At 35.5% G+C, this 24968-nt stretch carries 20 protein-coding genes and 1 pseudogene; 11 read left to right on the top strand and 10 right to left on the bottom strand.

Annotation, left to right across the window (positions count from 1 at the left end; all coding sequences use genetic code 11):
- The 3 genes from AC07XN_RS06505 to AC07XN_RS06495 form a co-directional block, all read right to left on the bottom strand.
- Positions 1 to 2393: ligand-binding sensor domain-containing protein (locus AC07XN_RS06505; protein WP_494742453.1), on the bottom strand; the 2393-nt coding region annotated here is incomplete at its 3' end.
- A gap of 649 nt (positions 2394 to 3042) precedes the next feature.
- Complete coding sequence (locus AC07XN_RS06500; RefSeq protein ID WP_494742452.1) at positions 3043 to 3510, bottom strand: DUF6428 family protein; 468 nt, start codon at positions 3508 to 3510, stop codon at positions 3043 to 3045.
- 69 nt (positions 3511 to 3579) lie between these two features.
- Positions 3580 to 3909 carry an ArsR/SmtB family transcription factor gene (locus AC07XN_RS06495; RefSeq protein WP_309918198.1) on the bottom strand — a complete coding sequence of 110 codons (330 nt, stop codon included), beginning with the start codon at positions 3907 to 3909 and terminating at the stop codon, positions 3580 to 3582.
- A 100-nt stretch (positions 3910 to 4009) separates the two neighbouring features.
- On the opposite strand from AC07XN_RS06495, the gene AC07XN_RS06490 reads away from it, so the two are divergent.
- The 6 genes from AC07XN_RS06490 (at position 4010) to AC07XN_RS06465 (ending at position 8313) form a co-directional block, all read left to right on the top strand.
- Positions 4010 to 4333 (top strand): ArsR/SmtB family transcription factor, encoded by a 324-nt coding sequence (locus AC07XN_RS06490; RefSeq protein WP_494742451.1) that lies wholly within the window; start codon positions 4010 to 4012, stop codon positions 4331 to 4333.
- Between the two features lie 6 nt (positions 4334 to 4339).
- Positions 4340 to 4804 (top strand): SRPBCC domain-containing protein, encoded by a 465-nt coding sequence (locus AC07XN_RS06485; protein ID WP_494742450.1) that lies wholly within the window; start codon positions 4340 to 4342, stop codon positions 4802 to 4804.
- Positions 4804 to 5190 carry a DoxX family protein gene (locus tag AC07XN_RS06480; RefSeq protein WP_494742449.1) on the top strand — a complete coding sequence of 129 codons (387 nt, stop codon included), beginning with the start codon at positions 4804 to 4806 and terminating at the stop codon, positions 5188 to 5190. The genes AC07XN_RS06485 and AC07XN_RS06480 overlap by 1 nt, the downstream gene beginning before the upstream one ends.
- Before the next feature lies 1 nt (position 5191).
- Entirely contained in the window at positions 5192 to 5776 is a 585-nt protein-coding gene (locus tag AC07XN_RS06475; protein ID WP_494742448.1) for a YdeI/OmpD-associated family protein, read from the top strand.
- A gap of 31 nt (positions 5777 to 5807) precedes the next feature.
- The gene (locus AC07XN_RS06470) at positions 5808 to 6374 is read left to right on the top strand and encodes a DUF4256 domain-containing protein (RefSeq protein WP_494742447.1); all 567 of its coding nucleotides are present in this window, start codon (positions 5808 to 5810) and stop codon (positions 6372 to 6374) included.
- A 166-nt stretch (positions 6375 to 6540) separates the two neighbouring features.
- Entirely contained in the window at positions 6541 to 8313 is a 1773-nt protein-coding gene (locus AC07XN_RS06465; RefSeq protein WP_494742446.1) for a prenyltransferase/squalene oxidase repeat-containing protein, read from the top strand.
- Positions 8314 to 8383: 70 nt separating this feature from the next.
- Here AC07XN_RS06465 and AC07XN_RS06460 read toward each other — a convergent pair whose 3' ends face one another.
- Entirely contained in the window at positions 8384 to 9211 is an 828-nt protein-coding gene (locus AC07XN_RS06460) for an SGNH/GDSL hydrolase family protein (RefSeq protein ID WP_494742445.1), read from the bottom strand.
- A gap of 197 nt (positions 9212 to 9408) precedes the next feature.
- Here AC07XN_RS06460 and AC07XN_RS06455 point away from each other — a divergent pair, with 197 nt between their 5' ends.
- Together AC07XN_RS06455 and AC07XN_RS06450 are read left to right on the top strand one after the other, a co-directional pair.
- Complete coding sequence (locus AC07XN_RS06455; protein WP_494742444.1) at positions 9409 to 10503, top strand: Fic family protein; 1095 nt, start codon at positions 9409 to 9411, stop codon at positions 10501 to 10503.
- Positions 10504 to 10507: 4 nt separating this feature from the next.
- Complete coding sequence (locus tag AC07XN_RS06450) at positions 10508 to 11824, top strand: glycerate kinase type-2 family protein (RefSeq protein WP_494742443.1); 1317 nt, start codon at positions 10508 to 10510, stop codon at positions 11822 to 11824.
- 12 nt (positions 11825 to 11836) lie between these two features.
- Here AC07XN_RS06450 and AC07XN_RS06445 read toward each other — a convergent pair whose 3' ends face one another.
- From AC07XN_RS06445 to AC07XN_RS06435, 3 genes are all read right to left on the bottom strand, one after another.
- A complete protein-coding gene (locus AC07XN_RS06445) occupies positions 11837 to 14344 on the bottom strand; it encodes a cation-translocating P-type ATPase (RefSeq protein ID WP_494742442.1) in 2508 nt (835 codons plus the stop codon).
- Between the two features lie 13 nt (positions 14345 to 14357).
- On the bottom strand, positions 14358 to 15452 hold the full coding sequence (locus tag AC07XN_RS06440) for an AI-2E family transporter (protein ID WP_494742441.1): 1095 nt from the start codon (positions 15450 to 15452) through the stop codon (positions 14358 to 14360).
- A gap of 107 nt (positions 15453 to 15559) precedes the next feature.
- The gene (locus AC07XN_RS06435) at positions 15560 to 16444 is read right to left on the bottom strand and encodes a diacylglycerol/lipid kinase family protein (RefSeq protein ID WP_494742440.1); all 885 of its coding nucleotides are present in this window, start codon (positions 16442 to 16444) and stop codon (positions 15560 to 15562) included.
- 59 nt (positions 16445 to 16503) lie between these two features.
- On the opposite strand from AC07XN_RS06435, the gene AC07XN_RS06430 reads away from it, so the two are divergent.
- From AC07XN_RS06430 to AC07XN_RS06420, 3 genes and pseudogenes are all read left to right on the top strand, one after another.
- The gene (locus tag AC07XN_RS06430) at positions 16504 to 17490 is read left to right on the top strand and encodes an App1 family protein phosphatidate phosphatase (protein ID WP_494742439.1); all 987 of its coding nucleotides are present in this window, start codon (positions 16504 to 16506) and stop codon (positions 17488 to 17490) included.
- Between the two features lie 61 nt (positions 17491 to 17551).
- Positions 17552 to 18238 (top strand): annotated as a pseudogene (locus tag AC07XN_RS06425) (CoA transferase subunit A); the annotation flags it as partial.
- 12 nt (positions 18239 to 18250) lie between these two features.
- Positions 18251 to 18946: a 3-oxoacid CoA-transferase subunit B gene (locus tag AC07XN_RS06420; protein ID WP_494742454.1), complete on the top strand. Its 696-nt coding sequence runs from the start codon at positions 18251 to 18253 to the stop codon at positions 18944 to 18946.
- Between the two features lie 84 nt (positions 18947 to 19030).
- Here the strand turns inward: AC07XN_RS06420 and AC07XN_RS06415 are convergent, their stop codons facing one another.
- The 3 genes from AC07XN_RS06415 to AC07XN_RS06405 all read right to left on the bottom strand — a co-directional run bounded on the left by AC07XN_RS06415 (position 19031) and on the right by AC07XN_RS06405 (position 24954).
- A complete protein-coding gene (locus AC07XN_RS06415) occupies positions 19031 to 20737 on the bottom strand; it encodes a RagB/SusD family nutrient uptake outer membrane protein (protein WP_494742438.1) in 1707 nt (568 codons plus the stop codon).
- A 142-nt stretch (positions 20738 to 20879) separates the two neighbouring features.
- On the bottom strand, positions 20880 to 24020 hold the full coding sequence (locus AC07XN_RS06410; RefSeq protein ID WP_494742437.1) for a SusC/RagA family TonB-linked outer membrane protein: 3141 nt from the start codon (positions 24018 to 24020) through the stop codon (positions 20880 to 20882).
- A 55-nt stretch (positions 24021 to 24075) separates the two neighbouring features.
- Positions 24076 to 24954 (bottom strand): carbohydrate kinase family protein, encoded by an 879-nt coding sequence (locus AC07XN_RS06405; RefSeq protein WP_494742436.1) that lies wholly within the window; start codon positions 24952 to 24954, stop codon positions 24076 to 24078.
- Positions 24955 to 24968 lie beyond the last annotated feature (14 nt).

The following is a 24968-nucleotide window of genomic DNA, read 5'->3' as shown; positions in this document are numbered from 1 at the left end:
ATATAAGCATAATAAGTACGCCAAAATGGTGGATGAACATTAATAAGAATAGTTTTTTCGGGAGTTTGCCAAGTTCCATCCTCACTTTTTACTTTCAACCTAAAAATATATTTCCCAGGGTCTAGGTTAGTATAAACCGCCGTCGTCACTGAACCTACATTGTTCCACTCTTTATCAAAGCCCTCAAGCTGATAAGTATATTGGTTTTCATGCGGCGCAGTGTAATTTAAAGCGACAAAGTCTAAAGAAAAATTTTGTTTATAGCTTAAGTTGATTTCTTTGGCTAAAGTAATATCCTCTTTAAGTTCACTATTTTCAGTAGGGTTAGCTCGTTTATTATTAATTTTTATATCAGTAATTACAACCGACGGAGTTTTAGTATTTTGAAATAATTGAATAGGGTTGAAAAAATTAAAGCCATCAAGCCCCCCAAAATACATTTCTCCTGTCTTTGTTTTGATTCCAGCACCTATATTGAAGGTTGTATTTTGAATACCATTTCGATAAGTAAAATTCTTAAATCTTTTTTTACTTAAATCAAACATCGAAATTCCTTTGTTAGTACTGAGCCACAACTTTCCAGCGTTGTCTTCTAATATTTTATAAATAACATTATTAGAAAGTAAGTGTTCTTCTCCATACTGCTCAAATTTTCTTCTTTTTTTATTGTACAAGCATAATCCTTCTCCCCACACACTCACCCATGTTCTATTGCGTTTATCTGAGTAAATGCTTAGTATTCTATGGATGGGGAAATTTTCGTTCTTTTGATTAAATGCACTCAATGTCTGTTTGTCTGCATTATAAATAATAAGACCACTTCCATTTGAGCCGACCCAAATATTTCCTTCTTTATCTTCTTCTATGGCTGTAATGTAACTATTTAAGGTATACTGTTTTTTAAGGTGTTCATCAAGTATATTCTTGAAAGGAACAAATGTATTTGACTGGGCTAAACAAATATATAAGCCTGCGCCATTTGTACCAACCCATAGGTTACCCTTCGAATCTGCCTTTAGGCAATTAATCAAGACAACAGATTTATTCAATTTGTCTTTAATAGCAAACAACGGTTTTATTTGATGCGTTTTTTCATTGATACTAACTATACCATCGTTGGTAGTGCCAATAATCAAATCGTCTCCTTTTTTTTCTAAAGCCAAAATGTTTTTAATCTTCCCTTGAGAGGAATAAAGAGGAACATCATAGAAAACGTTTTTTTTAGTATCAAAGATATTAAGTCCTCCCCCATCTGTACCAACATATAGGTTCCCAGAAGCAGCTTCTGCAAATGCCATTACCGAAGACCCTTTTAATCCATATGTTTCATTGGGCAAGTGGAATCTATGCTGAAAAAAGGCTAAATTTTTATCATATTTATTTACGCCTCCATTAACGGTAGCAAACCAGTTTATACCGTCTTTCCCGATATAAATGTCTTTTACCTTATAGCCAGCAAAGCTTCCAAACGGGTTATTTTTATCTGGCAAGAGGCTTTTTATTCTTAATGCTGTGCGGGTTGTAATATCAAAAATCGACATACCATTTTCTGTACCAACCCAAAGATTACCATCCGCATCAAAAATAATTTTATTTATGATGTTGTTGCTAATCGTTCTCTCATCAGACTCAATACTTTTAAAACTCTCAATCTTTCCTGTGTTGGGGTTCATTACATCTAAGCCTAAGTTGGTACCTATCCATAGGTTCCCGTTTCGGTCTTCCGTAATGGCTCTGACGGTATTGTCAGAAAGCGAATTAGAATTATTGTTTTGATGAACATACTTTTTTATTACCCTTTGATTACGATCAAGTAAATATAAACCTGATTGCGAACCAACCCAAATCTGTTTTTTACTATCTTCAAATATACAAAAGACCAATTCATACCCTACTTTTTTACTATCTCCCTTATGTAAACTAATAGCCTTCGTTTTTCTTGTTTTAGTATCAAAATAAAAAAGTCCATTATATGTACCAACCCATATATTACCCGAATGATCAGAAGAGAGCGTATGTATCCAGCCTGTTTTTGTAAAATCAAAATTGGTGAATTTGTCTGAACTTCTATTATATAATGCCAATGTTAGCTTTGTTCCTATCCATAAATTTCTGTTTATATCTTCGGTAATAGCCATTACTTCTCCTCTTCCTATACTTTCTTTTTCATTTTGTTTATGCCTGTAAACGGTAAAATTTTGTCCATCAAATTTGTTAAGTCCGTCTTCAGTACCAAACCACATAAAACCTAATTTATCTTTATAAATAGCATAAACCGTATTTGAAGCAAGCCCATCTTTGCTATTAATATTGATAAAGTTATAGTTTTTTACTTGCCCAAAAGATTGTTGGAACAGCAAAAGTAAAAAAATAAGGAGGTATTTATTTGTCATGATTAATCGCGTTATTCATTCAATAATAGGAATACTATCTTTCTGAAAAACAGTATTTAAAAGAAGCTATATAAAACAACAAATAATTATCAAACTTAAATATTGATTACATAAACTAAAAATGAAATGTGTAAAATAGACACAAATGTAATAATACATATTAAAACACTCATCTTATTGTTTAAAATAATATTATAAAAATATAATTTTATATCTTTTCCAGAATATCCAAACCTTATTTTTTACTTTTTCTCAAGGAAAATGTGCGTTTAACCAACACTTCTACAGCGTTTTTGCTAATTAAAGCACTTATGAAGATTCTGTCCAAATCTAGCGTATTAAGGCTGGTTTAGTAAGAGTTCGGTTCGATAATGTAACACTAAATAGTGCTTTACATATATTTCTGTAGAGTAGATATGTTTTTGCGTTAAGAAAAAAACAGCGCTCTACGGAATTATAGACAGACAAATGGTGTGTGAGGCAGATGATAGAGATAGGTTTATTAGCAGTTAATGAGAATATTAAAATTCAATATGAGATTATACAAAAAAATATTCTTTATTCTTAGCGAGTTACGTAAGTACTTCGCTAAGAATAAAACTAATGGAACATAAGAAAGATAGGATACTTGATTACAAAAATCAATGCTTTAACAACAACCTGAATTAGGAGTACAACAAGCATTACTTTTTAATTCTCCTAAGTTTATTTTTTGTTTTTCAGTAGGAATTCCACAGGCATCATTTGCCAAACATGCTGTTTGTTTATTCTTTAAAATAAAATGGTTTCCATTAAATGCTAAGGCATATTTACAGATAGTTTCGGCTTGATATTCTACTTCAATTTCAGCATCCTCGATACCTAATTTTTCTTCAGAAAGCTTGATGATGTTAAGCAGCTTAGTTGGTTTCAATCTATGCTCATAATCATTTGCATCCCATAGTTGGAAATTGACTACCTTCTCATTTCTTATGGTTCCACCACAATCAATAAAATGTTTTGTAATCATGCCTATTTCTGTCACGTGAAAATGTTCTGGCACAAATGTGCCACCCTCTAATTGAAACTCCACATTATTCAATGTGGGTAAGATTTCTTTGATGTTTGATAATTTCATAAAGCGTCGATTATTAAGCATAAAATGTTATATTGCAATATTACGATATTAAAAGTCTAAAAAAATGCATTAACAGCATTCATTAACTTTTACATTTTGTTCAAAAAATAGATTAAACAACTCTTGAACCTCATGCCATTTTTTTTCTTCTATACAATAGCAAACTGATTTTCCTTCAATGGTTCCCTGAATGATACCAATATTCTTCAACTCCTTTAAATGCTGAGAAATAGTTGCCTGCGCTAATCCTAATTCATCAATTAAATCATTACAAATACAGGCTTTCTGATTGATAATATGCTGAAGTATTGCTATCCTTGCAGGATGCCCTAACACTTTGAATAGTGATGCCAAGTTGTTCTGCTCGTCTGTAAATATCTCTGTTTTAGTAAGTCCCATTGATTATATTATTATATCGCAATATTACGATATTGTTTTTAATTATGAAAATGTTTTCTTGTTTTTTTTCAAAAAAATTATGTAGCCAAATAACTACATAATGAATTTACGCAGAGATGTTTTTCAGGCAATTGCCGACCCGACTAGAAGAACCATATTGTTATTGGTGGCTTCTCAATCAATGACAGCAGGTACGATAGCCTCAAATTTTGAAACCGCCAGACCTACTGTATCAAAACACCTACAGATACTTGTCGAGTGTGAATTGCTTGAACAAGAACAAAATGGTAGAGAAATTTACTATCGCTTGAATCCAGAAAAAATAAAAGTAATCGCAGACTTTATAGAGCCATTCCGCACAATGTGGGATGATAGGTTTAATAAGTTAGAAGCTCTTATGAAAGGATATAAACCAAAGGAATAAAATAATATGGAACCCAAAACAAAAATCATTGCTGAAGAGGGCAAACAGGAGTTAATGGTTATAAGGGAATTTGATTTGCCAGTAGAATTACTTTTTAAAGCCTATGTTGAGCCTGATATTGTTGAACAATGGATGGGGACAAAAGTTTTGAAACTAGAAAATAAAAAGCATGGTAGCTGGCAATTTGTAACCACCGACCCTAAAGGAAACAAGCATGGCTTTAATGGAGTGATTCATGAGTTTAGTTTAAACCAAAAAATCACTAGGACATTTGAAATGGAAAATACCCCTTTTGATGTCCAGTTGGAGTTTTTAGCATTTGAGAAACTTACTGAAAATACTAGTAAACTGAGTATGCATATTGTGTACAAATCTGTTGCCCTTAGAGACCAGATGTTACAGCTACCTTTTGCGAAAGGCATCAACATGGCTCATAACCGACTAGAAGATATTGTAAAAAAAATGATATAATGAAGACGAAGAGAAACAAAATCATCTATTGGATTGCTACTAGCTGGTTGTCACTAGGAATGCTATCAACTGGGGTAGTACAGTTATTGAAAATGAAAGAAGAAGTAGATGCTATTACCCATTTGGGGTATCCTGTTTATTTTCTGACAATATTAGGAGTTTGGAAATTGTTAGGAGTTGTAGCAGTGCTTATCCCAAAGTTTGCATTGCTGAAGGAATGGACTTATGCTGGCTTTTTCTTTGCTATGTCAGGAGCAATACTTTCACATCTAGCATTAAAGGATGCTGTAAATGAAATATTTCCTTCGACGTTATTACTAGTGCTGACAATAGTATCGTGGTATTTTAGACCTGCCAATAGAAAAATTATTCCAACAAATAATTAAGATGAATCCAAAGGTTGATTTTTACTTTAATAAAGCCGAAAAATGGCAAAAGGAATTAGAAAAGTTGAGAATGATTGTACTTGACTGTCTACTGACTGAAGAATTGAAATGGGGTGTACCTTGTTACACTTTTCAGAAAAGCAACATCGTTTTGATACATGATTTTAAAGAATACTGTGCACTTTTGTTCTTCAAAGGAGCTTTATTAAATGATGCAAATGGTATTTTGATTCAGCAAACAGAGAATACACAGGCAACACGCCAGATTCGGTTTACGAATGTGCAGGAAATAGTGGAATTAGAATCTATCATCAAAACGTATGTTTATGAAGCCATTGAAGTAGAGAAAGCAGGACTGCAAGTGACGCTTAAAAAAACTTCAGAATTTTCTATTCCTGACGAATTTCAACAAAAATTAGATGAAGCTCCTGAGTTAAAAACTGCTTTTGAATCCTTAACCCCAGGCCGACAGAGAGCATATCTTCTTTATTTTGCTGCACCGAAACAAGCCAAAACTAGGGAATCAAGAATTGAAAAATATACGCCACATATTCTTAAAGGGAAAGGCTTAAATGATGAAAATTAGCAACGTTATTGCTGTATCAATATAAAAAAACATGAATGTCAATAAAAATGCTTTGTCTTCTGAAGAATGTACAAAATTACTCAGTGTGTTGAAAGTACGTTTTGAGAAAAATATGAACAGACATCAAGGTATTGAATGGGCTAGCATACAAGCCAAATTAGAAGCAAATCCTGAAAAATTATGGTCGCTTCATGAAATGGAAGAGACTGGGGGTGAACCAGATGTTGTTAGTTATGATGAAATTACGGGCGAATATTTTTTTTACGATTGCTCAGAAGAAACGCCCAAAGGTCGTAGAAGTATTTGCTTCGATGGAGCAGCGCTAGCGTCAAGAAAAGAACATAAACCAGCAAATAATGCTGTAGATATGGCAACTAACATGGGTATTGAAATTTTAACAGAAGAGCAATATCGTGCTTTACAAAAACTTGGAAAGTTTGATGCAAAAACATCTAGTTGGATACAAACGCCTGCTGCTATTCGAAAACTTGGGGGTGCTCTTTTCGCTGATTTTCGCTATGGTACGGTCTTCATATATCATAATGGTGCAGAATCTTATTACGCCGCTAGAGGCTTTCGTGGTTCATTGAGGGTTTAATTAATAATCATCTCCTACCCTACTCTGCCTAAAAATATATAACTAAAATGAATACCCATAGAGCCAGATAGCATAGTAAAAAGGCTAATGTGTCAATATCAAGTAAGTAAATAAGTCGAGTGTTAATCTTTTACAAAAGACAACCTTTTACTTTTATCCTTATAATATGGAACATATTACACGACAAACTTTTTTACAACAATGCTTTGGATTAGGAACATTGGCAGTGCTATCACCAATAATGACTTATGCTCAGCATGAAAGTACTTCTGACGAAAATTTTCACCAACAAATAGTTCAAGCTAATAATAAAGAAGTTGCCAAATTATTAACTGTTTTTTCATCTGATATAACGGAGATTCGTAGACGATTAGGGTTTGATTTAGCCAATTTAGCTGCAGGGTATGCTGAATCAACCTCACAATATTATCAAAAAGAGGAATTGGTCATAGCAATGACCAAAATTATCCGCTTTATCCTGAAAGCTCAGCAAACAGATGGTACGCTTAATTTAGGTAATTTGGCCTCACCACCCGACACTGCATTCATTCTTGAACCCCTTTGTGTTGCGGCTACCATTTTTAAACACAACACTACGCCCATACTTGCAACATTAAAAGAGTTACTCAAAGAATTTATCCTGAAGGCAGGTGAATCGCTAAGATTGGGGGGTATTCATACTCCCAACCATCGATGGGTGGTATCGGCAGCTTTGGCACAAATAAATGATTTATTTCCAAATCCAGCTTATGTAAAACGCATTGATGAATGGCTTTCTGAAAATATTTATATCGATAGTGATGGGCATTATCTGGAAAGAAGTATGATTTATGCTGAGGTAACGGATAGATGCTTAATTACGATGGCTCGTTTGCTAAAGCGTCCTAAATTGTTAGAGCCTGTTCGTAAAAACCTCAACCTAACGTATTTTTATATAGAACCCAATGGTGATTTAGTCACTACCGACTCAAGGAGACAAGACCAATTCATGACTATTAATGTGCTTAATCATTATCATGATTATCGCTACTTAGCCATTAAAGATAATAATGCAGCATTTGCCTCAATTACAAAATTCATTGAGAAGGTAAAAGGGTTTGACGAAAAAATCATGGTTGATTTATTACCATTTTGTTTAGAAGAACCTACCTACTTAAAACCACTTCCAACGCCTAAAGCTCCATCAGTAAATTTTGAAAAATTCTTTAAGACGACCAATTTGGTGAGAATCAGAAAGAATGATACAACTTCTACGATTTTCGGTGGAGCAGATTTCCCTATTATTATTGCTTCTGGAAGGTCGACAAATTCAAATTTATTTGCTTTTAGGAAAGGTGAAGCCATTTTAAAATACCTTCGTTTTTCTATCGATTTTTTCAGTACAGGTTATTTCCGTAGCCAAGGAATTACTTATCAAGATGGAAAGTACATATTGCATCAAAGAATCGAAGCCCCTTATTACCAACCTTTGCCTAAACAGTTTAAAAAAGCTAATGGTGATTACAAGCACTCACCAAGTACGGATGGCAGATTCTGGAATAAAATGGATTTTGAGCATCGCCCTCAAAGCAATGTCAAAATGATAGATACAACCATTAGTATTGAAGAAAAAGATGGTATTAATGAATTGATATTCAGTTCAAAAGGAACTGATGGCGTATCAGTAACGATTGAATTATGTTTTAAAGAAGGAGGACAATTGACGGGGGTGAAAGAAGTAGAAAATTCGCCTAATAATTATTTATTAGCAGGAAAAACAGGCGAATATACTTATGGTAAGGATACTATAAAATTCGGACAAGGAATAAACCAACATACTAAAATTAAAAGTTTGGAAGGTGAAATGTACAGCTCACATTTCGGAACGTTGAAAACAGATGGCTTGTATGTATACCTCACTGGTATAACTCCTTTTGAACACAAAATTACGATTGGATAAATTAAAACGGTCTGTGAACTAATTAGTTCACAGACCGTTTTTTTAACATCGTCAATCATAAATATTACAGCTATAATATACTTTTCATCACTTTAACCAATTTTTTAGTAATTACTTCATATCCTTTATCTGATGGATGCAAGCCATCGTAAGTCATATCAATGGCTTCAAGGGGATATGGATATTCGTCTGTTTCAGGATTGTAGGGGACATCTATAAAGGCTGGATAACGATAATTTTTGTATGTCCCAGTTTGTGAATCTTTCAAGCGTTTGAAATGAACGAGCTTGGCTATTTTTAATTTTTTAGTATGGTATAAATCCACTACAGGAATGTTTTCAAGCTTTCCTATGGTATTCACTGCCTCGGCAAATTGAGATAATTCTTGCCCCTTTTTCTCTCTATATGAGCCATACGCATTGTTTTTCGGATTGGCAATGTAGACAAAATCTGCGCGTTGCATGGGTGTAATCAAGATAATTTTGGCATCTTGATTTAAACTTTTGATTTTATTGATAATAATTCTGAAAGAACCATATACGGTATTAAAACCCGTTGCATTTTGATAGTCGGCCAAAGTTCCCAGTGTACGACCCTGCCACCAATCATTCGTTCCTAAAAATATACTATAAACATCTGCTTTTACCAAACCAAGCTTTTCTATTTGTTCGGCAATTCTTACAGAAGTCCAACCATTATGACCTTGGTTGATGTATTCCAACTGAGGGAGCTTTTCCACAACACCACTCATATAACCTTTGGTAATTCTGTTACCTGTTTCCTTCGGATGATCGTTTAAATAAGTAATAGAATCTCCAATGGCTACCCAAGTAATTTTTTCGGGAGAGAAAGAACTAAATATACCAATCAGCAGTAATAGTAATAATTTTGTTTTCATATTAAATTTTGTTTCTGGATTTACACAAAAGTAAGCTATCATTACAACTGTTATGTGATGTCTTATTAAGGTAAAATATGCTTGATGATAAAATTAATGTCTGAGGATGCTTAATAAAAGCTTGCGGAGAATAATAAAAACATTCTCCGCATGTTATGCGGAGAATAAATACTATATTCACCGCATAATCTATTTATATGGGCAATTACATACATCAACATATCAATTGGACAGCCTTTACATGGGACGATTCAATACTATCAATGCCCCTTGGCAAAGTTAGGAATTTGCAGGGTAAATTGATGGGCAAAATGGAGCAATTAGGTTTTGTCCTTCAACAAGAAGCCTTTTTGGCAACGCTTACTTTGGATGTCCTGAAATCAACAGAAATAGAAGGGGAGTTTTTAAATCCTCAACAGGTTCGCTCGTCTTTAGCTAGGCGTTTAGGAATGGATATTGTTGGCTTAATTCCCTCTGATAGGAATGTGGATGGCATTGTAGAAGTAATGTTGGATGCCACACAAAATAATCAAACGCCCCTTAGTGATGAACGTTTGTTTAATTGGCACGCCGCTCTTTTTCCTACAGGCAGAAGTGGTATGTACCCTATCACAATAGCTAATTGGCGAACAGGCGATATGCAGGTAGTATCAGGAGCAATGGGGAGAGAAAGAGTACATTTTCAGGCACCTGAAGCTTCGTCATTAGCCGAAGAGATGCAACAATTTATAACATGGTTTAACGGAACACAGTACATAGACCCTATCATGAAAGCAGGCATTGCACACATTTGGTTTATAACGATTCACCCGTTTGATGATGGTAATGGGAGAATTGCAAGAGCCATTACTGACATGCAATTATCCAAGGCTGATGGTAGTTCTCAGCGGTTTTTCAGTATGTCTGCCCAAATTCAATTACAGCGAAATAGTTATTATGAAATCTTGGAAAAAGTACAAAAAGGAACGTCTGATATTACACTTTGGCTTGCATGGTTTTTAGACTGCTTGACCCAAGCCTTATTGAATACAGATGTCATTTTAGAAAAAGTATTGGCCAAGGCAAGATTCTGGGAAAGATATAGAGATACTCCTTTGAATGTGCGACAAAAGCTTTTACTGAACAAACTAATGGATAATTTTGAAGGGAAACTTACGTCATCTAAATGGGCTAAAATGGCTAAATGTTCTGCGGATACGGCTTTAAGAGACATTCAAGATTTGATGGCAAAAGGGATTTTACAGAAAGAAATGGCTGGCGGACGAAGTACTAACTATGAATTGATTTTTTAAAAGCATGACTGAGGATATTATTGAAATTTTTAATGCTGGAATTAATGCTGTTCAGCCTTCGCAACTACTTGGTGAATATCTAAGAGTAGAACATGATGCTGTACAAATTTGTGGAGAACGTTTCTTGAAATGTGATTTTCAGAATATCTATGTAATTGGCGCAGGCAAGGCCGTAGCTGCTATGGCTTTTGAAACAGAGAAAATACTAGGCGACAATATCAAAGAAGGTATCGTTACCACAAAATACGGACATAGTGTAGCTACTAAAAAAATAAAAATCCTAGAAAGTGCTCATCCTGTGCCAGACGAGGCAGGCGTAATAGCCGTAAAAGCAACACTTGGTTTATTACAAAAAGTAACATCAAACGATATCGTAATATGTTTAATCAGTGGTGGTGCATCATCTTTATGGTGCGATGTACCACATGGGTTATCTTTAAATGATGTACAATCTACTTTCGACCTTTTAATAAAGTCTGGGGCAAGCATTAATGAAATTAACATTGTCAGAAAACACCTTTCAGCCATAAAGGGAGGACAATTAATTCGATATTGTAATGGAGCGAGAGTGTTTTCGTTGATTATTAGCGATGTACCCAATGATGATTTAGATGTGATTGCCAGTGGTCCGACTGTCCCTGATTCATCTACCTTTCAGGATGCATTTGAGGTGATTGTAAAATATCATCTACACTCAACCTTGCCTATTTCCATTAAAAGTTATTTAGAAAAAGGCATCTCAGGAAAGATTGACGAGACGCCAAAAGCTGGAGACGAACTTTTTAAAAATACTGTTACTAAAATCATTGCTAATAATAAAATTGCTCAATTGGCCGCCGAGAAAACAGCCAAAGCATTGGGTTATGAAACACTAATTATTCCTGAGATTGTAACAGGCGACACATCAATAGAAGCCAAGAAGTTTATAGCCTTACTCATTAATTATAAAGGAAATAAACCGATTTGTATCATACAAGGTGGCGAAAGTACCTTGAAAGTTACTGGCAATGGCAAAGGTGGACGAAATCAACACTTTGTATTAGTGGCTTTACAGGAACTCAAGAAAATGAATATGCTTGATACTGCTATTCAATTTTCAATACTAAGTGGGGGTACTGATGGCTCTGATGGCCCAACAAATGCTACTGGAGCAGTAATTGACAGAAAAACACTATTAAATACGCTAGAAAATAATTTACCAATAGAAGATTACCTGATTAATCATGACTCCTATCATTTATTTGAACAAACTGGAAATTTACTAATTACCGGTCCCACACAAACCAATGTTATGGATATTATGATTGGTATCGTACAATAGACGACGATGTTATTAAGCTATCAATGCTCGTCTTCGTTTTATCCATTTAACTACTTCGTACCAAATTACACTAATAAAACCAATAACTATACTTGTAGCAATTTGGTTGAGATTGAGGGCTTCAAAAGCAAAGAAAGTAGTAAATACTGGTACAAAAAGTAAAGCACACATCATGGCAACAGTAATACTGATGATGATGAACACCAAGTTGTTTTTGTATTGTAAAGTAGTGATGATAGAATAATAAAACGAACGATTGACTAAGGTTAAAAAGATATTAGCCGTAATTAAAACCGTAAAAATCATGGTGCGTGTAATGGCTTCGTCATAACCTAAATAAAGGGCATATTGATAGGTAAAAATTGTACCCGCACTAATGAATAACCCTTGAATAATACTAGTAGTAAGTTCTTTCCAACTAAAAAAAGACGTTGACATTGGGCGTGGTTTTTGCTTCATCAGATTTTGCTCTAATGGCTCATTTTCGTAAATAATAGAACAGGTTGGACCCATGATTAATTCAAGAAAAATAATATGAACTGGCGAAAAAATATTTGGATATAGCCAACCCAAAGCCAAAGGAATAAATACAGTAAGAATAATAGGTATATGAATAGAAATGATATACTGAATAGCTTTTTTAAGATTAGTGTAGATTCTTCTACCCATGGCTACGGCATCTACCATTTTTGACAAATCATCCTCTAACAAAATCAAAGAAGCAGCCTCTTTAGCTATTTCTGTTCCTTTTTTGCCCATTGCAATACCAATATGTGCGGCCTTTAATGCTGGTCCATCATTCACGCCATCACCAGTCATGGCCACTACTTCATTGTGAGCTTTCAGGGCATTGATGATTTTTAGCTTTGCTTCGGGGTACATTCTGCTAAATATTTGTGTTTCAATCACACTTTTTGTCAGTTCTTCATCTGATAATTGCATCAGCTCATCGCCAGTAATGCTTTTTTCATAGCCTCTAAAGCCTATCTGTTTGGCTATTGCTACAGTTGTAGCCGCATTGTCTCCTGTTACAATCTTTACGGTAATTCCTGCTTTATAAAATTCCTCTAATACTTTATGAATATTCTTTTTGGGAGGGTCATAAAATGCAACGATTCCTTTCAATACAAAATCAAAGTCCTCTTGGTTGGCAGGATAGTCATCCCCTACAAATTCAGCAATGGCGACTGCTAAAACTCGATACCCATCCTGCGAAAGTAGGTTAATGGCATTTTCAATCTCATCCTTTTCTTGTGAGCTAACATTTGATGCTCGCATGATAGCTTCAACAGCTCCTTTGGCAGCAATGATACGTTTACCATCTTGGTTTTCAAAAACATGGGTCATCATAGGTGGTTTTCCCCCTAAAGGATACTCATGTACTAATTTAAAGTTAGGTCTTTCATCATTTTCCTCAAGTTTACTATATGCTTGATGCAATGCTATTTCCATTGGGTCGAATGGAATAGGTTCACTCGCCCACATGGCTTGCTTAATAAGGTCTTTTTCTTCTTGTTTTAGCTCTTCACTTAAGTCTGTGACTTTCTGACTTGAAAGCACGAATAGTTTGGCTAATGTCATTTTGTTTTCAGTAATTGTACCTGTTTTATCTGTACAAATGACTGTAGCACTCCCAAGTGTTTCAACGGTTTTCATTTGCTTCACTACTATCCCCATCTTCATCAATCGCCATGCACCCAATGCCATAAAGGTGGTAAATGCTACGGGAATTTCTTCAGGCATGATACTCATTGCCAAGGTCAAAGCTTTCAATAAACTATCTAAAACATCCTTAGAATTCAAATAATTAATCAGCCAAACAATCAAGAAAACGACAGCTCCAATACTTACCATCTTTTTTACAAAATTGTTAATCTGGAGTTCTAAAGGTGTTTTTTCTTCTTTGATATCTTCTAAGCTTTTCCCTATTTTTCCTAATTTAGTGTCATTACCTATATAAGTAATTGTAGCAATGGCTAAGCCACTAGCTACATTTGTTCCTTTAAAAATTAGGTTATTATCAGCTGTAGAATCTTTGGTTACTGCCAATGATTCACCCGTAAGGATAGACTCGTTCACAGAAAAATCATTAGAATGAATAATGATACCATCAGCAGGAACAGAAGTGCCTTCTTCTATAATTAGGCAATCGCCCACCACTAAATCTTCACTTTTAATTTCTTTTTGTTCTCCATCACGAATTACCTTACAATTTGGTTCTGTAAATTCCTTTAGCTTTTCTAAAGCATTTCTACTTCTAGAATCCTGATATAATGAGATTGTCGCTTCAAAAACAATGGCAAATGTCAGAAAAAGTCCATCGCCACTACTTCCACTGATAAAGTAGATAATAGCTGCTACCGAAAGTAAAATAATCATTGGTTCTTGCACTAAACTTTTTAAGGCAAACCAAAAACCATTTTGTTTTTTATAGTCGAGCAGATTATAACCATGTTCTTCTCTGGCTTTTAGTACTTGCTCAGACGTCAAGCCTTTTATATCAAAATTATCTATAATCATCTTAGGAGTAGGGTTATCTATTTTTAGTTAATTTAGACATACTCTGTTTCAATTTAGTAATAAAGCTATCGGAATCTTTATTATAGTCAATTTCGCCAATTAAAAATCCATAAGGTTTTAAAGGGTCAATATGATCACAAACAATTTTCAGGATAGCTGTTAACGGAATGGCTAAAATAATGCCCGGAATACCCCAAATAAGTTCGCCAACTACTAAAGCAATGATAGTGAATAACGGATTTATCTTTACTTGTGGTCCTAAAATGAGGGGTTCGAGTACCCATCCTTGGATAAATTGAACAATTCCATAAACAACAGCGATGCCTCCTAATACAGATGGCGAAGCCCCATGTAAAGCTGTTACTAATATCGTAAGTGTAGTTCCCGTGATATTTCCTACAAAAGGAACGATTTCTAATAACCCACACAAAATAGCAAAAAATATCGCATTTTTTACGCCTAATACACTAAACCCTATGCCGTACATAATCCATAAACAGGCAATCATCTTTGAAAGACCAAATAAATATTGTTGAGAAACATTTGTGGCTTTACTAAGTATTTGTCCAACTTCATGTTGTTGACTAGGTGATGCCAATTTCATGAAAAATTGTTTTATATGGTTGCGATAGTATAATAAAAAGAATACATAGGCTAGTAATAAAACTAATGCTGTAAATAGCGCAGTAATTGATGACAACGTCAATTGCATAATGCTACTAAGGGAAGGCTGTTCTTGTTTTAATATTTTGGATTGTTCTTCTACAGATATGCCGAGGTGATTAAAGATATATTCTTGTGCATTTACTCCCCATTTAATCGCTTTTTGTTTAATTTCAGTCATGTCTTTTACTACCTCAGCAACTTTCCAACCGAGCAACGCTATTAGGCTAGCCATAATTAATACTAAAACGAGCAAACAAATAAAGGCTGATAATCCTTTAGGCAATCCTTTCTTTTCTAAATAATTGCATAGCGGTATAAAAAGCGTAGCTAGAATACTTCCAATCAGTAATGGAATCAAGAATTCTTTGGCAAAGTACATTCCTGCCAAGACTAGAAATAAGAGAAGTATTTTTTTAATGATGGAGGTATTGGTGATAGTCATGTTTAATAATGGATTATTAGAAATTGGCAAATATTAATGTACGAAATAGCAATAGACTAGTTTGCAATTTTCAAAATATTTAGGTGTTATCATACTATATTTAGTACCTACTTTAATGTAGGTACAATTATTTCAAGTGCCTCAGGCATAATAGAAGCTTTTACTTCTTTTATTTTACCCATATACTCTCCATCAATTTGAAAATGCACTTTTTTAGATGAACGCATGGTGAGTGATGTAGTCTGAAAAACCTCTATTTTATCAGGGTCATATTCCTGATGTTGAGATATCATTTTGAAAATTTCATAAGGAGATATTTTTTTGATGACTATTACCTCAAAAAGAGCATCGTCAAGTTTTCCAATAGGGTTAATGACGGCTCCACTTCCGTATTGAGTAGCATTGGCAATCACAATCATCTCGGCTTTTAAGTGATGAACTTTATCATTAGTATGAATAGTAACATCCATCAAGGGATTTTGCCACAATACCTTCAATGAAGCAATTAAATATCCCCACATCCCACGGATACCCTGTTTTTCAAACTTTTTAATGGCATAAGCATTTAGTCCTATATCACTTAGGTGGATACATAGTTGTTGATTAATTTTTGTTAAATGTATTTTTTTAATATCTCCAGTCACTAGCGTATCCAACGCTTGCTCTGGGTTGTTACTAATTCCTAATTCTTTTGCCAATCCATTTGCTGACCCTGCTGGCAATATGCCCAAAGGAATATTGGTGTTAATCAAGCATTCAGCTACTAATTTGACTGTTCCATCACCTCCAACCGCAATTACTTGATTGGGAGAAAACGCTAAGATTTTTTGATTAATGACTTCTGTGGTACAATTCTTTTGTAACTCATATATTTCGATGATATATTGTTTTAAAACAAAATATTCAGTGATTAATAAAGACCAATTTCTGGAACTACTCCCTGCACCTGTATTGACAATAAAGAGTAATTTTAGGGTGTTTTTCTCCTGCATAGGTAAATCATATATTATGCTAAACAATCTATTTAGTATCTTTCAATTTTATAATTAGAATGAGCAAAAAATCATACCAGCAGAATGCCACCGTTAAAGTATATCATGGATATGGGCATCAAGATAACCTTATTGTTTATGGTCATGTTCTAGCAGGAAAACCGCCACGTGCTGTTGTTGAAAATAATCTTATATCAAATGTAATGCATTTAATTAAGATATTTTCTGTAAAACCCATTGCGGGAGTTAGTGTGCGTTTACAGTGGGATAATCAGTATTATTATAGCAAAACAGCACAGGATGGTTTTTTTAAATTTGAATGGAAATCCACTAGCAAAATTTCAGCAGGATGGCATGCCGTTTTTATAGATTTAGTAGGCCCACATGATAAAGTATTGACTACAGGAGAAGGTAAAATTTTTGTGCCAGAAGCTACTCAATATGGATTTATTTCAGACATTGATGATACGGTATTGGTATCACATTCAGCCAAAACTGGGAAAAAATTAAGAGTGATGTTCACTAAGAATCCACTGAGCAGAAAAACATTTGCTGATGTAGTAAAGTTTTACAGATTGCTTTCCTTGGCACATACAGAACCTGCCTTATTGAATCCTTTCTTTTATGTATCTAGTAGTGAATGGAATCTGTATGATGATTTAAACGTTTTTTTTAAACATAACCAATTACCCAAAGGTGTTTTTTTATTGAACGAGATTAAACGTTGGTATCAATTATTAAAAACAGGAGCAACAAAACATCAAGGGAAATTAATGAGAGTCGTAAGACTGTTTGAAGCATTCCCAAAGCAACGATTTATATTATTAGGCGACAATTCACAAAAAGATCCTGCTATTTATGCTGCCATTGCCAATAAATATCCAGAAAAAGTGGTGGCTATTTATATCAGGAATGTGAGCCCTAAAAAAGAAGAAATTACGTTATCTTTGATGAAGTCGATAACCAACAAAAATATTCAGACTTGTCAATTTGAACATACTGACGAAGCCATTTCGCATGCTAGGGATATAGGGTTGATTGTTTAGTTACCTCAAACATAATCATACCGAATATAGTTGTAAATAATCTTCAAAAACAATCCAAAAAATGATTAATAAAGTAGTGAATTCTGCCCAAGAAGCAGTAAAAGATATTGAAGATGGTGCTGTGCTAATGTTGGGTGGCTTTGGGCTTTGTGGTATCCCTGAAAATAGTATTGACGCTTTAATGCAAAAGGGAGTAAAGGGTTTGACCTGTATTTCTAACAATGCTGGGGTGGATGATTTTGGGATAGGATTAATGCTAAAAACGCGTCAGGTAAAAAAAATGATTTCATCTTATGTGGGCGAGAATAAGGAATTTGAAAGACAATTGCTATCAGGAGAATTAGAAGTTGAACTTATTCCACAAGGCACGCTTGCCGAAAGAATTCGGGCGGGGGGTGCTGGTATTCCTGCCTTTTTCACTCCTGCTGGTGTGGGTACAGAGGTAGCAGCAGGAAAAGAAATAAGAGAATTTAATGGCAAAAAATATTTATTAGAAAGTGGTTTAAAAGCTGACTTTGCTATTGTAAAAGCATGGAAAGGTGATACGACAGGCAATTTAGTTTTCAAGGGAACGGCACGCAATTTTAATCCGATGATGGCAACAGCGGGGACAATTACTATTGCTGAAGTAGAAGAGCTAGTGCCAGCAGGAACTTTAAATCCTAACGATATTCATACGGCAGGAATATATGTTCACCGTATTTTTCAAGGGAAAGATTATCAAAAAAGAATAGAACAAAGGACGATTGCAAAACCTGTATTGCCGAAAGAGACCGAAACTAGTCTAACTGTAGGAATTGGGTTAGATAAAAATCAGATCGCCAAGCGAATAGCACAGGAGTTGAAAGATGGTTATTATGTCAACTTAGGGATTGGCATTCCTACGCTGGTGGCTAATTATATTCCAGCAGACATTAATGTGATTTTACAATCTGAAAATGGCTTGCTGGGCATTGGTCCTTTCCCGACAGAAGAACAAGTGGATGCCGATTTAATTAATGCGGGTAAGCAGACAGTAACCATGCTAGCAGGGTCTTCATTATTTAGTTCTGCTGAAAGTTTTGCCATGATTCGTGGCGAACATGTAGATTTGACTATTTTGGGAGCAATGGAAGTTTCGGAAAATGGGGATATTGCCAATTGGAAAATCCCTAACAAAATGGTGAAGGGGATGGGTGGTGCAATGGATTTAGTAGCATCTGCTAAAAATATCATTGTTGCCATGCAACATGTAAGTAAAGACGGTAAGTCTAAACTATTAAAAAGTTGCACTTTACCCATAACTGGTCTTGCTTGTGTTAAAAAAATTGTAACAGAGTTAGCAGTATTGGAAGTATTACCAGAAGGAGGGTTTAAGTTATTAGAAATTGCTCCTGGAATAAGTATTGAAGATGTACTGAAGGCTACAGAAGGGAAGTTGATTGTAGAAGGTGAAATTCCCACGATTAGCATTTAGCATATTTTATAAAAAGAAAAAAGATAGCCGTTCAAGCTATCTTTTTTGCATTATTCCAAATCTGTAAACCCAATTTATCAGATATTAGTATCCTGGATTTTGCTTGTATAAACCGTTGGTGAAGGTAATTTCTGCCTGTGGGATGGGCAAATATTCATCTCTCCCAGCGGTAAATTTAGCAGTTGCTAAAAAGGTTCTTTTCGTTTTTTCTACGTTGATATAGGCGTTTAATGTAGGCTCTGCAATGCCCCAACGCACTAAATCAAAGAAACGAGAACCTTCAGTTGCAAATTCTAAACGGCGTTCCCACTGTAATGCTTTACGAGCAAAATCTTGTGTCCAACCAGTTGTTGAATACTGTTTCACATTATATTTAGATGGGAATGTTCCATCCAATTTTTTCAATCTACCTGTACTTTCAGAAGCTCTTTTTCTGATTTGGTTGATTAATGGTAGTGCTTTATCATGCTGACCTAGTTCAATATACGCTTCTGCTTGAATTAATAGAATATCATCATAACGAAGGATATCATAGTTTTTAGCAGTTCCCATAAATGGTCCAAGTTTGAAATATGATGAACTAGTAGCCAATTGTTGGAAACGCATCGAGTGGAAATTACCATACACTCCTGCATCACGTACCCAACTATTACTGAATGGTTTTGTGTTATCATATTTATATGGATGTCCGTCGATACCTACTGTATGGTCTAGACGTGTATCAACGGTTGCGTTGGCTAAATCTACATTACCATTGTTAAAACTGTCAAATAATGGCAAGCCGTTGGCATCAGTAGCATGAGCATTTACTAAATTCTGACTTGGAGCATGGAAACCACAACAGCCGTATTGCGGAGCACCATGTGGGTAATTTAATCCATCTTCAAAACTCAAACGTCCAGCCGTGGTTCCATCATTAATCGTAAATTGAATAGCGAAAATTGATTCAGGTCCATTCTCCGTTTCTGGAAGAAAATTATCTGCAATGTCTCCACTCAAACTATATTTCCCAGATAAAATAACTGCTTGTGTTAAAGTAACGACCTCTTGCAACCTTGTTTTATTGATATTGGTTACTTTATGATTATTGTCTTGTTCATACGCCTGATATAATCTTAATTTAGCCAAATATGCTTGGGCAGCCGTTTTGTTTGCTCTTCCAATTTCTGGTTGACTAGCAGGTAAATTATCTACAGCATATTGTAAATCAGCCGCAATTTTATTCCATGATTCATCATTACTAAGAGTATTCGATACTTTCAGGATATCATCACTAGAAGCTGTCTCATCAAAAATTGGAATATTTTTGTACAAAAGTTTCATCGTGAAATAACTGTGAGCTCTCAAGAAACGTAATTCTGCCAATCGTATTTTTTTATTAGGATAACTCGTTTCTGAAAGCGTATTTACCGCACGCAAGGCGACATTACATCTTGAAATAGACTTAAATAAATTTTGCCAAGTACGTGTAACGAATGAGCCAATCGTTGGAGTAACTAAATTGTAATGCTCGATAGCATCAATTTCACCCACGTCGCCAGTACCACCCCCGCCTTTATAAGCATCGTCTGAGCGAACACTGCCATAAACCCAATTGCTATAAATGGGGCCAATCATGTCACCGTTACCGATGGCAGCATAGGCTGAAGTCACTAAGCCTTCAATGGCAGTGGGAGAGGTTAAATCTGAGGATGATAATACCCCCGTAGGCGTATATTCAAGGGCATCTTTGCAAGCGCCTAAACCAAGTAAGCCTGCAACAAATATGATTGGAAGTATCTTATTTTTCATTTTTTGAATCTGAGTTTATAAAAGCTGTCGGATTTCAGTAGTCAGCCTTCAGCTTTAAAATTTATACAACAACTACTGTTGAATAGTGTTATTTGCTAAGCGTTATCTATAAACTGACATCTGATAGCAGATAGCCGAATGCTTAGAATGACGCATTAACACCAAATGTAAAAGTCTTCGGAATTGGAACTGGGCCAAGGTCAATGCGTTCTGGGTCTGGACTTAAATAACTACTGCTTTTTATCCAGAACAAGTTTTCAGCCATGACATAAAAACGAAGTCTTGAGAACACTGCTTTCGGTTGAAGTGTATAACCAAACTGAATATTACGTATCTTGAAATAAGATGTATTTACCATGAAATAATCAGAAGTACGTCCTTCGTTGTTATTATCCTTTAGCGTTAAAGCAGGAACATTCGTGTTGGTGTTTTGTGGCGTCCAACCGTTAAATACTCCTGGTCCAACGTTTTCTCTACTCTTCATCAAATTATTGAATAACGTATATACATCAAATCCTGATCTACCTGCTACACCCGAACCAAAGATGGCTAAATCAAAGTTTTTGTATGATACATCTAGTCTTAAACCATATTCAAGTGTAGGAAGTGTTGTGCCAATCCAAGTTCTATCTAAGTCGTCAATTTTGCCATCACTGTTAATATCCACATAACGTATTCTACCAGGCCCTGCTCCTACTTGCGTTGGTGCAGCATCTACTTCTGCTTGCGACTGGAAAAGTCCGTTAGTTTTATACCCGAAAATATCGAATTGTGAATGACCGATAATGGTATTGACTAAGTTCCCTGCATAAGCTGGACGTACATTTTCAGGCAATTCTGTGATTTTATCTCTGAAATGAGCAAAATTCGCTGTTACATTATATTTAATACCATTCTCAACTTCGCCATGATAGCCTAATACAAATTCCCATCCTTTGTTAGATTTAGAAGCACCATTTACTGCTTTTGACTGACCTTCACCAAGGGCAGAAGCCACAGGAGGTGTAATCAAAATCCCTGTTGTTTGGCGAGTAAAGTAATCAAATGAACCAAAGATTTTATTGTTTAGGAATGCAAAGTCAATCCCTGCATTTATTTCTTCAGTAGTTTCCCATTTCAAGGCAGAATTTGCTGCTTGTGTCTGAACAAAACCTGATGGTAAAGTACCTGTATTAGCGCCTGATAATGAATAAGCTGTACCAATATTCATGTATTGCTCCCAGAAACCTCCAGATAATTGTGCTTGAGTAGTTCCGTATCTTGTGTCAAATAGTCCAAAACGAGCTAAATCGCCAATTTGTTGATTACCTACACGCCCTACTCCTACTCTTGCTTTTAATTCTGTAATTAGTTTACTGTCTTTCAAAAAAATTTCTTTATCAAGCTTCCATCCGAATGATGCAGCAGGGAAAATACCATATCTGTTATCAGTACCAAAACGAGAGGAGCCATCACGACGGATAGTCAGAGCCAATAAATATTTATCATCTAAATTATAATCAACACGACCAAATTGTGAGAACAAACGATGACCCGTTGAACCGCCCGATACGGTAGTGTTTCCTGTACCAGCATTCAGCGTAAAGTAATCTTCTGTCTGTAATGCATAACCTTCTTTCTTAGTAGTTTGGAAATCTAAATCCGTTTTGATGTATTCCGTACCCGCTAAAAATTTAAAGTGGTGTTTTTCGTTTAAATCCCAGTTATAGCGTAATGTATTTGACCAAGTAATGCTTAGGAAATGATTCTGGTCGAAGAGCAAGCTATTCGTTGTACGGTTAAATGCTCCTTCAGAAAACGTTGGCGTAATTACTTTGTTCAAATATCTTGAATCGTCAGCTCCAATATTGGTTTTGAAAAACAAGTTTTTAATAGGTTGAATTTCAATAAAAACATTTCCAAAAGTACTCAAACGGTTTGCATTATTCCATTTTGCAATGTCTTGCATGTGTAATGGGTTATTTCTATCAGAATAACCACCACCCGAGGCTCCTGCATAAGTAACGCCATCTTTTTGGAATACAGGAATTGTTGGCACCAAAGTAACTGCTAGGCTAGTTGTTGATGCTCCTCCCAAATCGTTAGCCGTTAATGTTTCGTTGGAATTGGCAATACGAAGGCTAAGACCCACTTTTAATTTATCATCAAAAGCACGCGTGATGGCGTTGATACTACCATTCAAGCGGTCATAATTTGTAAATCTTAGCATCCCTGTATTTTTGAGTTGCCCGAAATTCACTTCTAACGAAGACGTTTTATTACCCGTCGAAAGCGTAAAATCATTTCTAGTAACAATACCTGTTTTATACATTACATCTTGCCAGTCGGTATCGCCCACAGGAGTATTTGGGTCGCCACCTACAAAAGGTTTTACCGAAACGCCATTTAAAACGGGATTGCTATAGTTTTTATTCCAATCAAAATTATAGATTTCGCCATAACCCGCAGCAGGATCTTGTCCGTCGTTTACAGATGCTTGCCACAAGGCTTTGCCTCTATCAATCGCATTTAACATTTTAAAACGCATGGCCTTTTCAGACTGAAAAGAAACACTGCTGTTGAACTGAAATTCTATTTTACCATTGGTATTACCACCATTTTTAGTAGTCACAATAATTACCCCATTGGAAGCGCGAGCACCATAAATAGATTCAGCCGAAGCATCTTTTAATACTTGTACAGACTCAATATTAGTTGGGCTAATATTTTGAAATACTTCTGGACGAGTAGTCGGAATTCCATCAATGATATATAGAGGGTCATTATTACCTAAGGTATTTGCTCCACGAATCAAGATTCTACTGTTTGAGCCATTAGGAGAACCATCTTTTTCAATATACAACCCCGCAACACGTCCTTGCAGGGCTTGCATAGGATTTCCTGAGCTGATATTTTTGAGAGGCTTCATATCTACAATGGCTACTGCTCCTGTTAAATCTTGCTTTTTAGAAGAAGTATAACCAACGACTACTACTTCGCTAAGTTCTTTACCGGGAGTCAGAGAAACAACGATATTACTCAATCCTTTTATCGAAACGTCTTTCGTTGTGTAACCAACAAATGATATGGTAAGCGAAGTAGCATTTTCGGGTACTGTGATGGTAAAAAGTCCATCTACGTTTGTTGAAGTTCCTTTAGGCGTACCCGTAATGAGCACATTGGCGCCAATAAGCGTCTCATTTGATTCAGCCGCCACTACTTTACCAGTAATGGTTCTTTGCTGTGCAAGGGCAAGTTGTACCGTACAAAGCAGCACGGTAATGCTCAGTAAAAAGTTTTTCATGTTGAAATTGTTTAGTTATTAAAAATTCAGGGAAGGAAATACAGTTAAATTAGACTTACATCATAGCCATTACTTGGGATTCAGAAATCTGAGGGGTTGCTCCTTGATAAGTAGCTACTAACGAGCCCATTGCACAAGCAAATCGTAAACTTTCAGCAGGATTTTTTAGCTGTAACAAATTCTTGAGTAATCCAGCTAAAAAAGCATCTCCGCTACCAATGGTATCTTTTACCTCAACAGAAAACCCTTTGTTTTGGTAAAACACTCCATCTTTCAATAAAATGGCACCATCTGCTCCTAAGGTTACACAGAGTGTTTGAATATCGAAACGTTTGGCTAAGGCCAACATGGCTGTTTCTAAGGCTGGAGATTCGTCGTACCAACTGGCTATCAAAGCCAATTCGTTTTCATTCATTTTTACCATATCTGCAATTTCCAAGAAGGAAGTTACCGTTTCCTCATTATAAAAAGGCGTTCTGAGGTTCACATCAAACACTTTGAATTTTGCCTGTTTTAGTAATGCTTGTAAGGTATTGGAGGTAACCTCACTACGTGCTGCCAAACTACCAAAAATAAAAACATCTGTATTTTGTACTGCTTCTGTCAGGCTCTCTTCTGGTTGGATATAGTCCCAAGCTACAGGATGTACAATTTTATATGTTACCTCATTTTGATCACTTACATTCGCCTTTACAACGCCCGTTAAATGTGTTTTGCCATGCTGAACCAATTCGGTAGATAAGCCTTTTTGGCTTATCACCTGAATCAATTCTTCTCCTAATTCATCATCGCCAACACGACTAATAATCAATGGGTTAAGTCCTAAATTTTTTAATTGAACCGCTACGTTCATGGGAGCTCCGCCAGCTTGCTTTCCAGTAGGAAGAATATCCCAAAGCATTTCGCCAAAGCAGATTATTTTTGGATTAGTCATTGTTTAAATAGATT

The organism is Arcicella sp. GW458-12-2-14-TSB2 (assembly GCF_059423785.1).
Note: the sequence above shows the minus strand (reverse complement) of the source record. Positions and strands in the feature narration are given on the sequence as shown.

Bases quoted from the DNA above. Each gene is read 5' to 3' on its own strand.
- AC07XN_RS06430 (WP_494742439.1), top strand. From the start codon at position 16,504: ATGAGCAAAAAATCATACCAGCAGAATGCCACCGTTAAAGTATATCAT.
- AC07XN_RS06470 (WP_494742447.1), top strand. From the start codon at position 5,808: ATGAATGTCAATAAAAATGCTTTGTCTTCTGAAGAATGTACAAAATTA.
- AC07XN_RS06450 (WP_494742443.1), top strand. From the start codon at position 10,508: ATGACTGAGGATATTATTGAAATTTTTAATGCTGGAATTAATGCTGTT.
- AC07XN_RS06445 (WP_494742442.1), bottom strand. From the start codon at position 14,344: ATGATTATAGATAATTTTGATATAAAAGGCTTGACGTCTGAGCAAGTA.
- AC07XN_RS06500 (WP_494742452.1), bottom strand. From the start codon at position 3,510: ATGAAATTATCAAACATCAAAGAAATCTTACCCACATTGAATAATGTG.
- AC07XN_RS06490 (WP_494742451.1), top strand. From the start codon at position 4,010: ATGAATTTACGCAGAGATGTTTTTCAGGCAATTGCCGACCCGACTAGA.
- AC07XN_RS06485 (WP_494742450.1), top strand. From the start codon at position 4,340: ATGGAACCCAAAACAAAAATCATTGCTGAAGAGGGCAAACAGGAGTTA.
- AC07XN_RS06475 (WP_494742448.1), top strand. From the start codon at position 5,192: ATGAATCCAAAGGTTGATTTTTACTTTAATAAAGCCGAAAAATGGCAA.
- AC07XN_RS06480 (WP_494742449.1), top strand. From the start codon at position 4,804: ATGAAGACGAAGAGAAACAAAATCATCTATTGGATTGCTACTAGCTGG.
- AC07XN_RS06415 (WP_494742438.1), bottom strand. From the start codon at position 20,737: ATGAAAAATAAGATACTTCCAATCATATTTGTTGCAGGCTTACTTGGT.
- AC07XN_RS06455 (WP_494742444.1), top strand. From the start codon at position 9,409: ATGGGCAATTACATACATCAACATATCAATTGGACAGCCTTTACATGG.
- AC07XN_RS06435 (WP_494742440.1), bottom strand. From the start codon at position 16,444: ATGCAGGAGAAAAACACCCTAAAATTACTCTTTATTGTCAATACAGGT.
- AC07XN_RS06460 (WP_494742445.1), bottom strand. From the start codon at position 9,211: ATGAAAACAAAATTATTACTATTACTGCTGATTGGTATATTTAGTTCT.
- AC07XN_RS06465 (WP_494742446.1), top strand. From the start codon at position 6,541: ATGGAACATATTACACGACAAACTTTTTTACAACAATGCTTTGGATTA.
- AC07XN_RS06440 (WP_494742441.1), bottom strand. From the start codon at position 15,452: ATGACTATCACCAATACCTCCATCATTAAAAAAATACTTCTCTTATTT.
- AC07XN_RS06495 (WP_309918198.1), bottom strand. From the start codon at position 3,909: ATGGGACTTACTAAAACAGAGATATTTACAGACGAGCAGAACAACTTG.
- AC07XN_RS06405 (WP_494742436.1), bottom strand. From the start codon at position 24,954: ATGACTAATCCAAAAATAATCTGCTTTGGCGAAATGCTTTGGGATATT.
- AC07XN_RS06410 (WP_494742437.1), bottom strand. From the start codon at position 24,020: ATGAAAAACTTTTTACTGAGCATTACCGTGCTGCTTTGTACGGTACAA.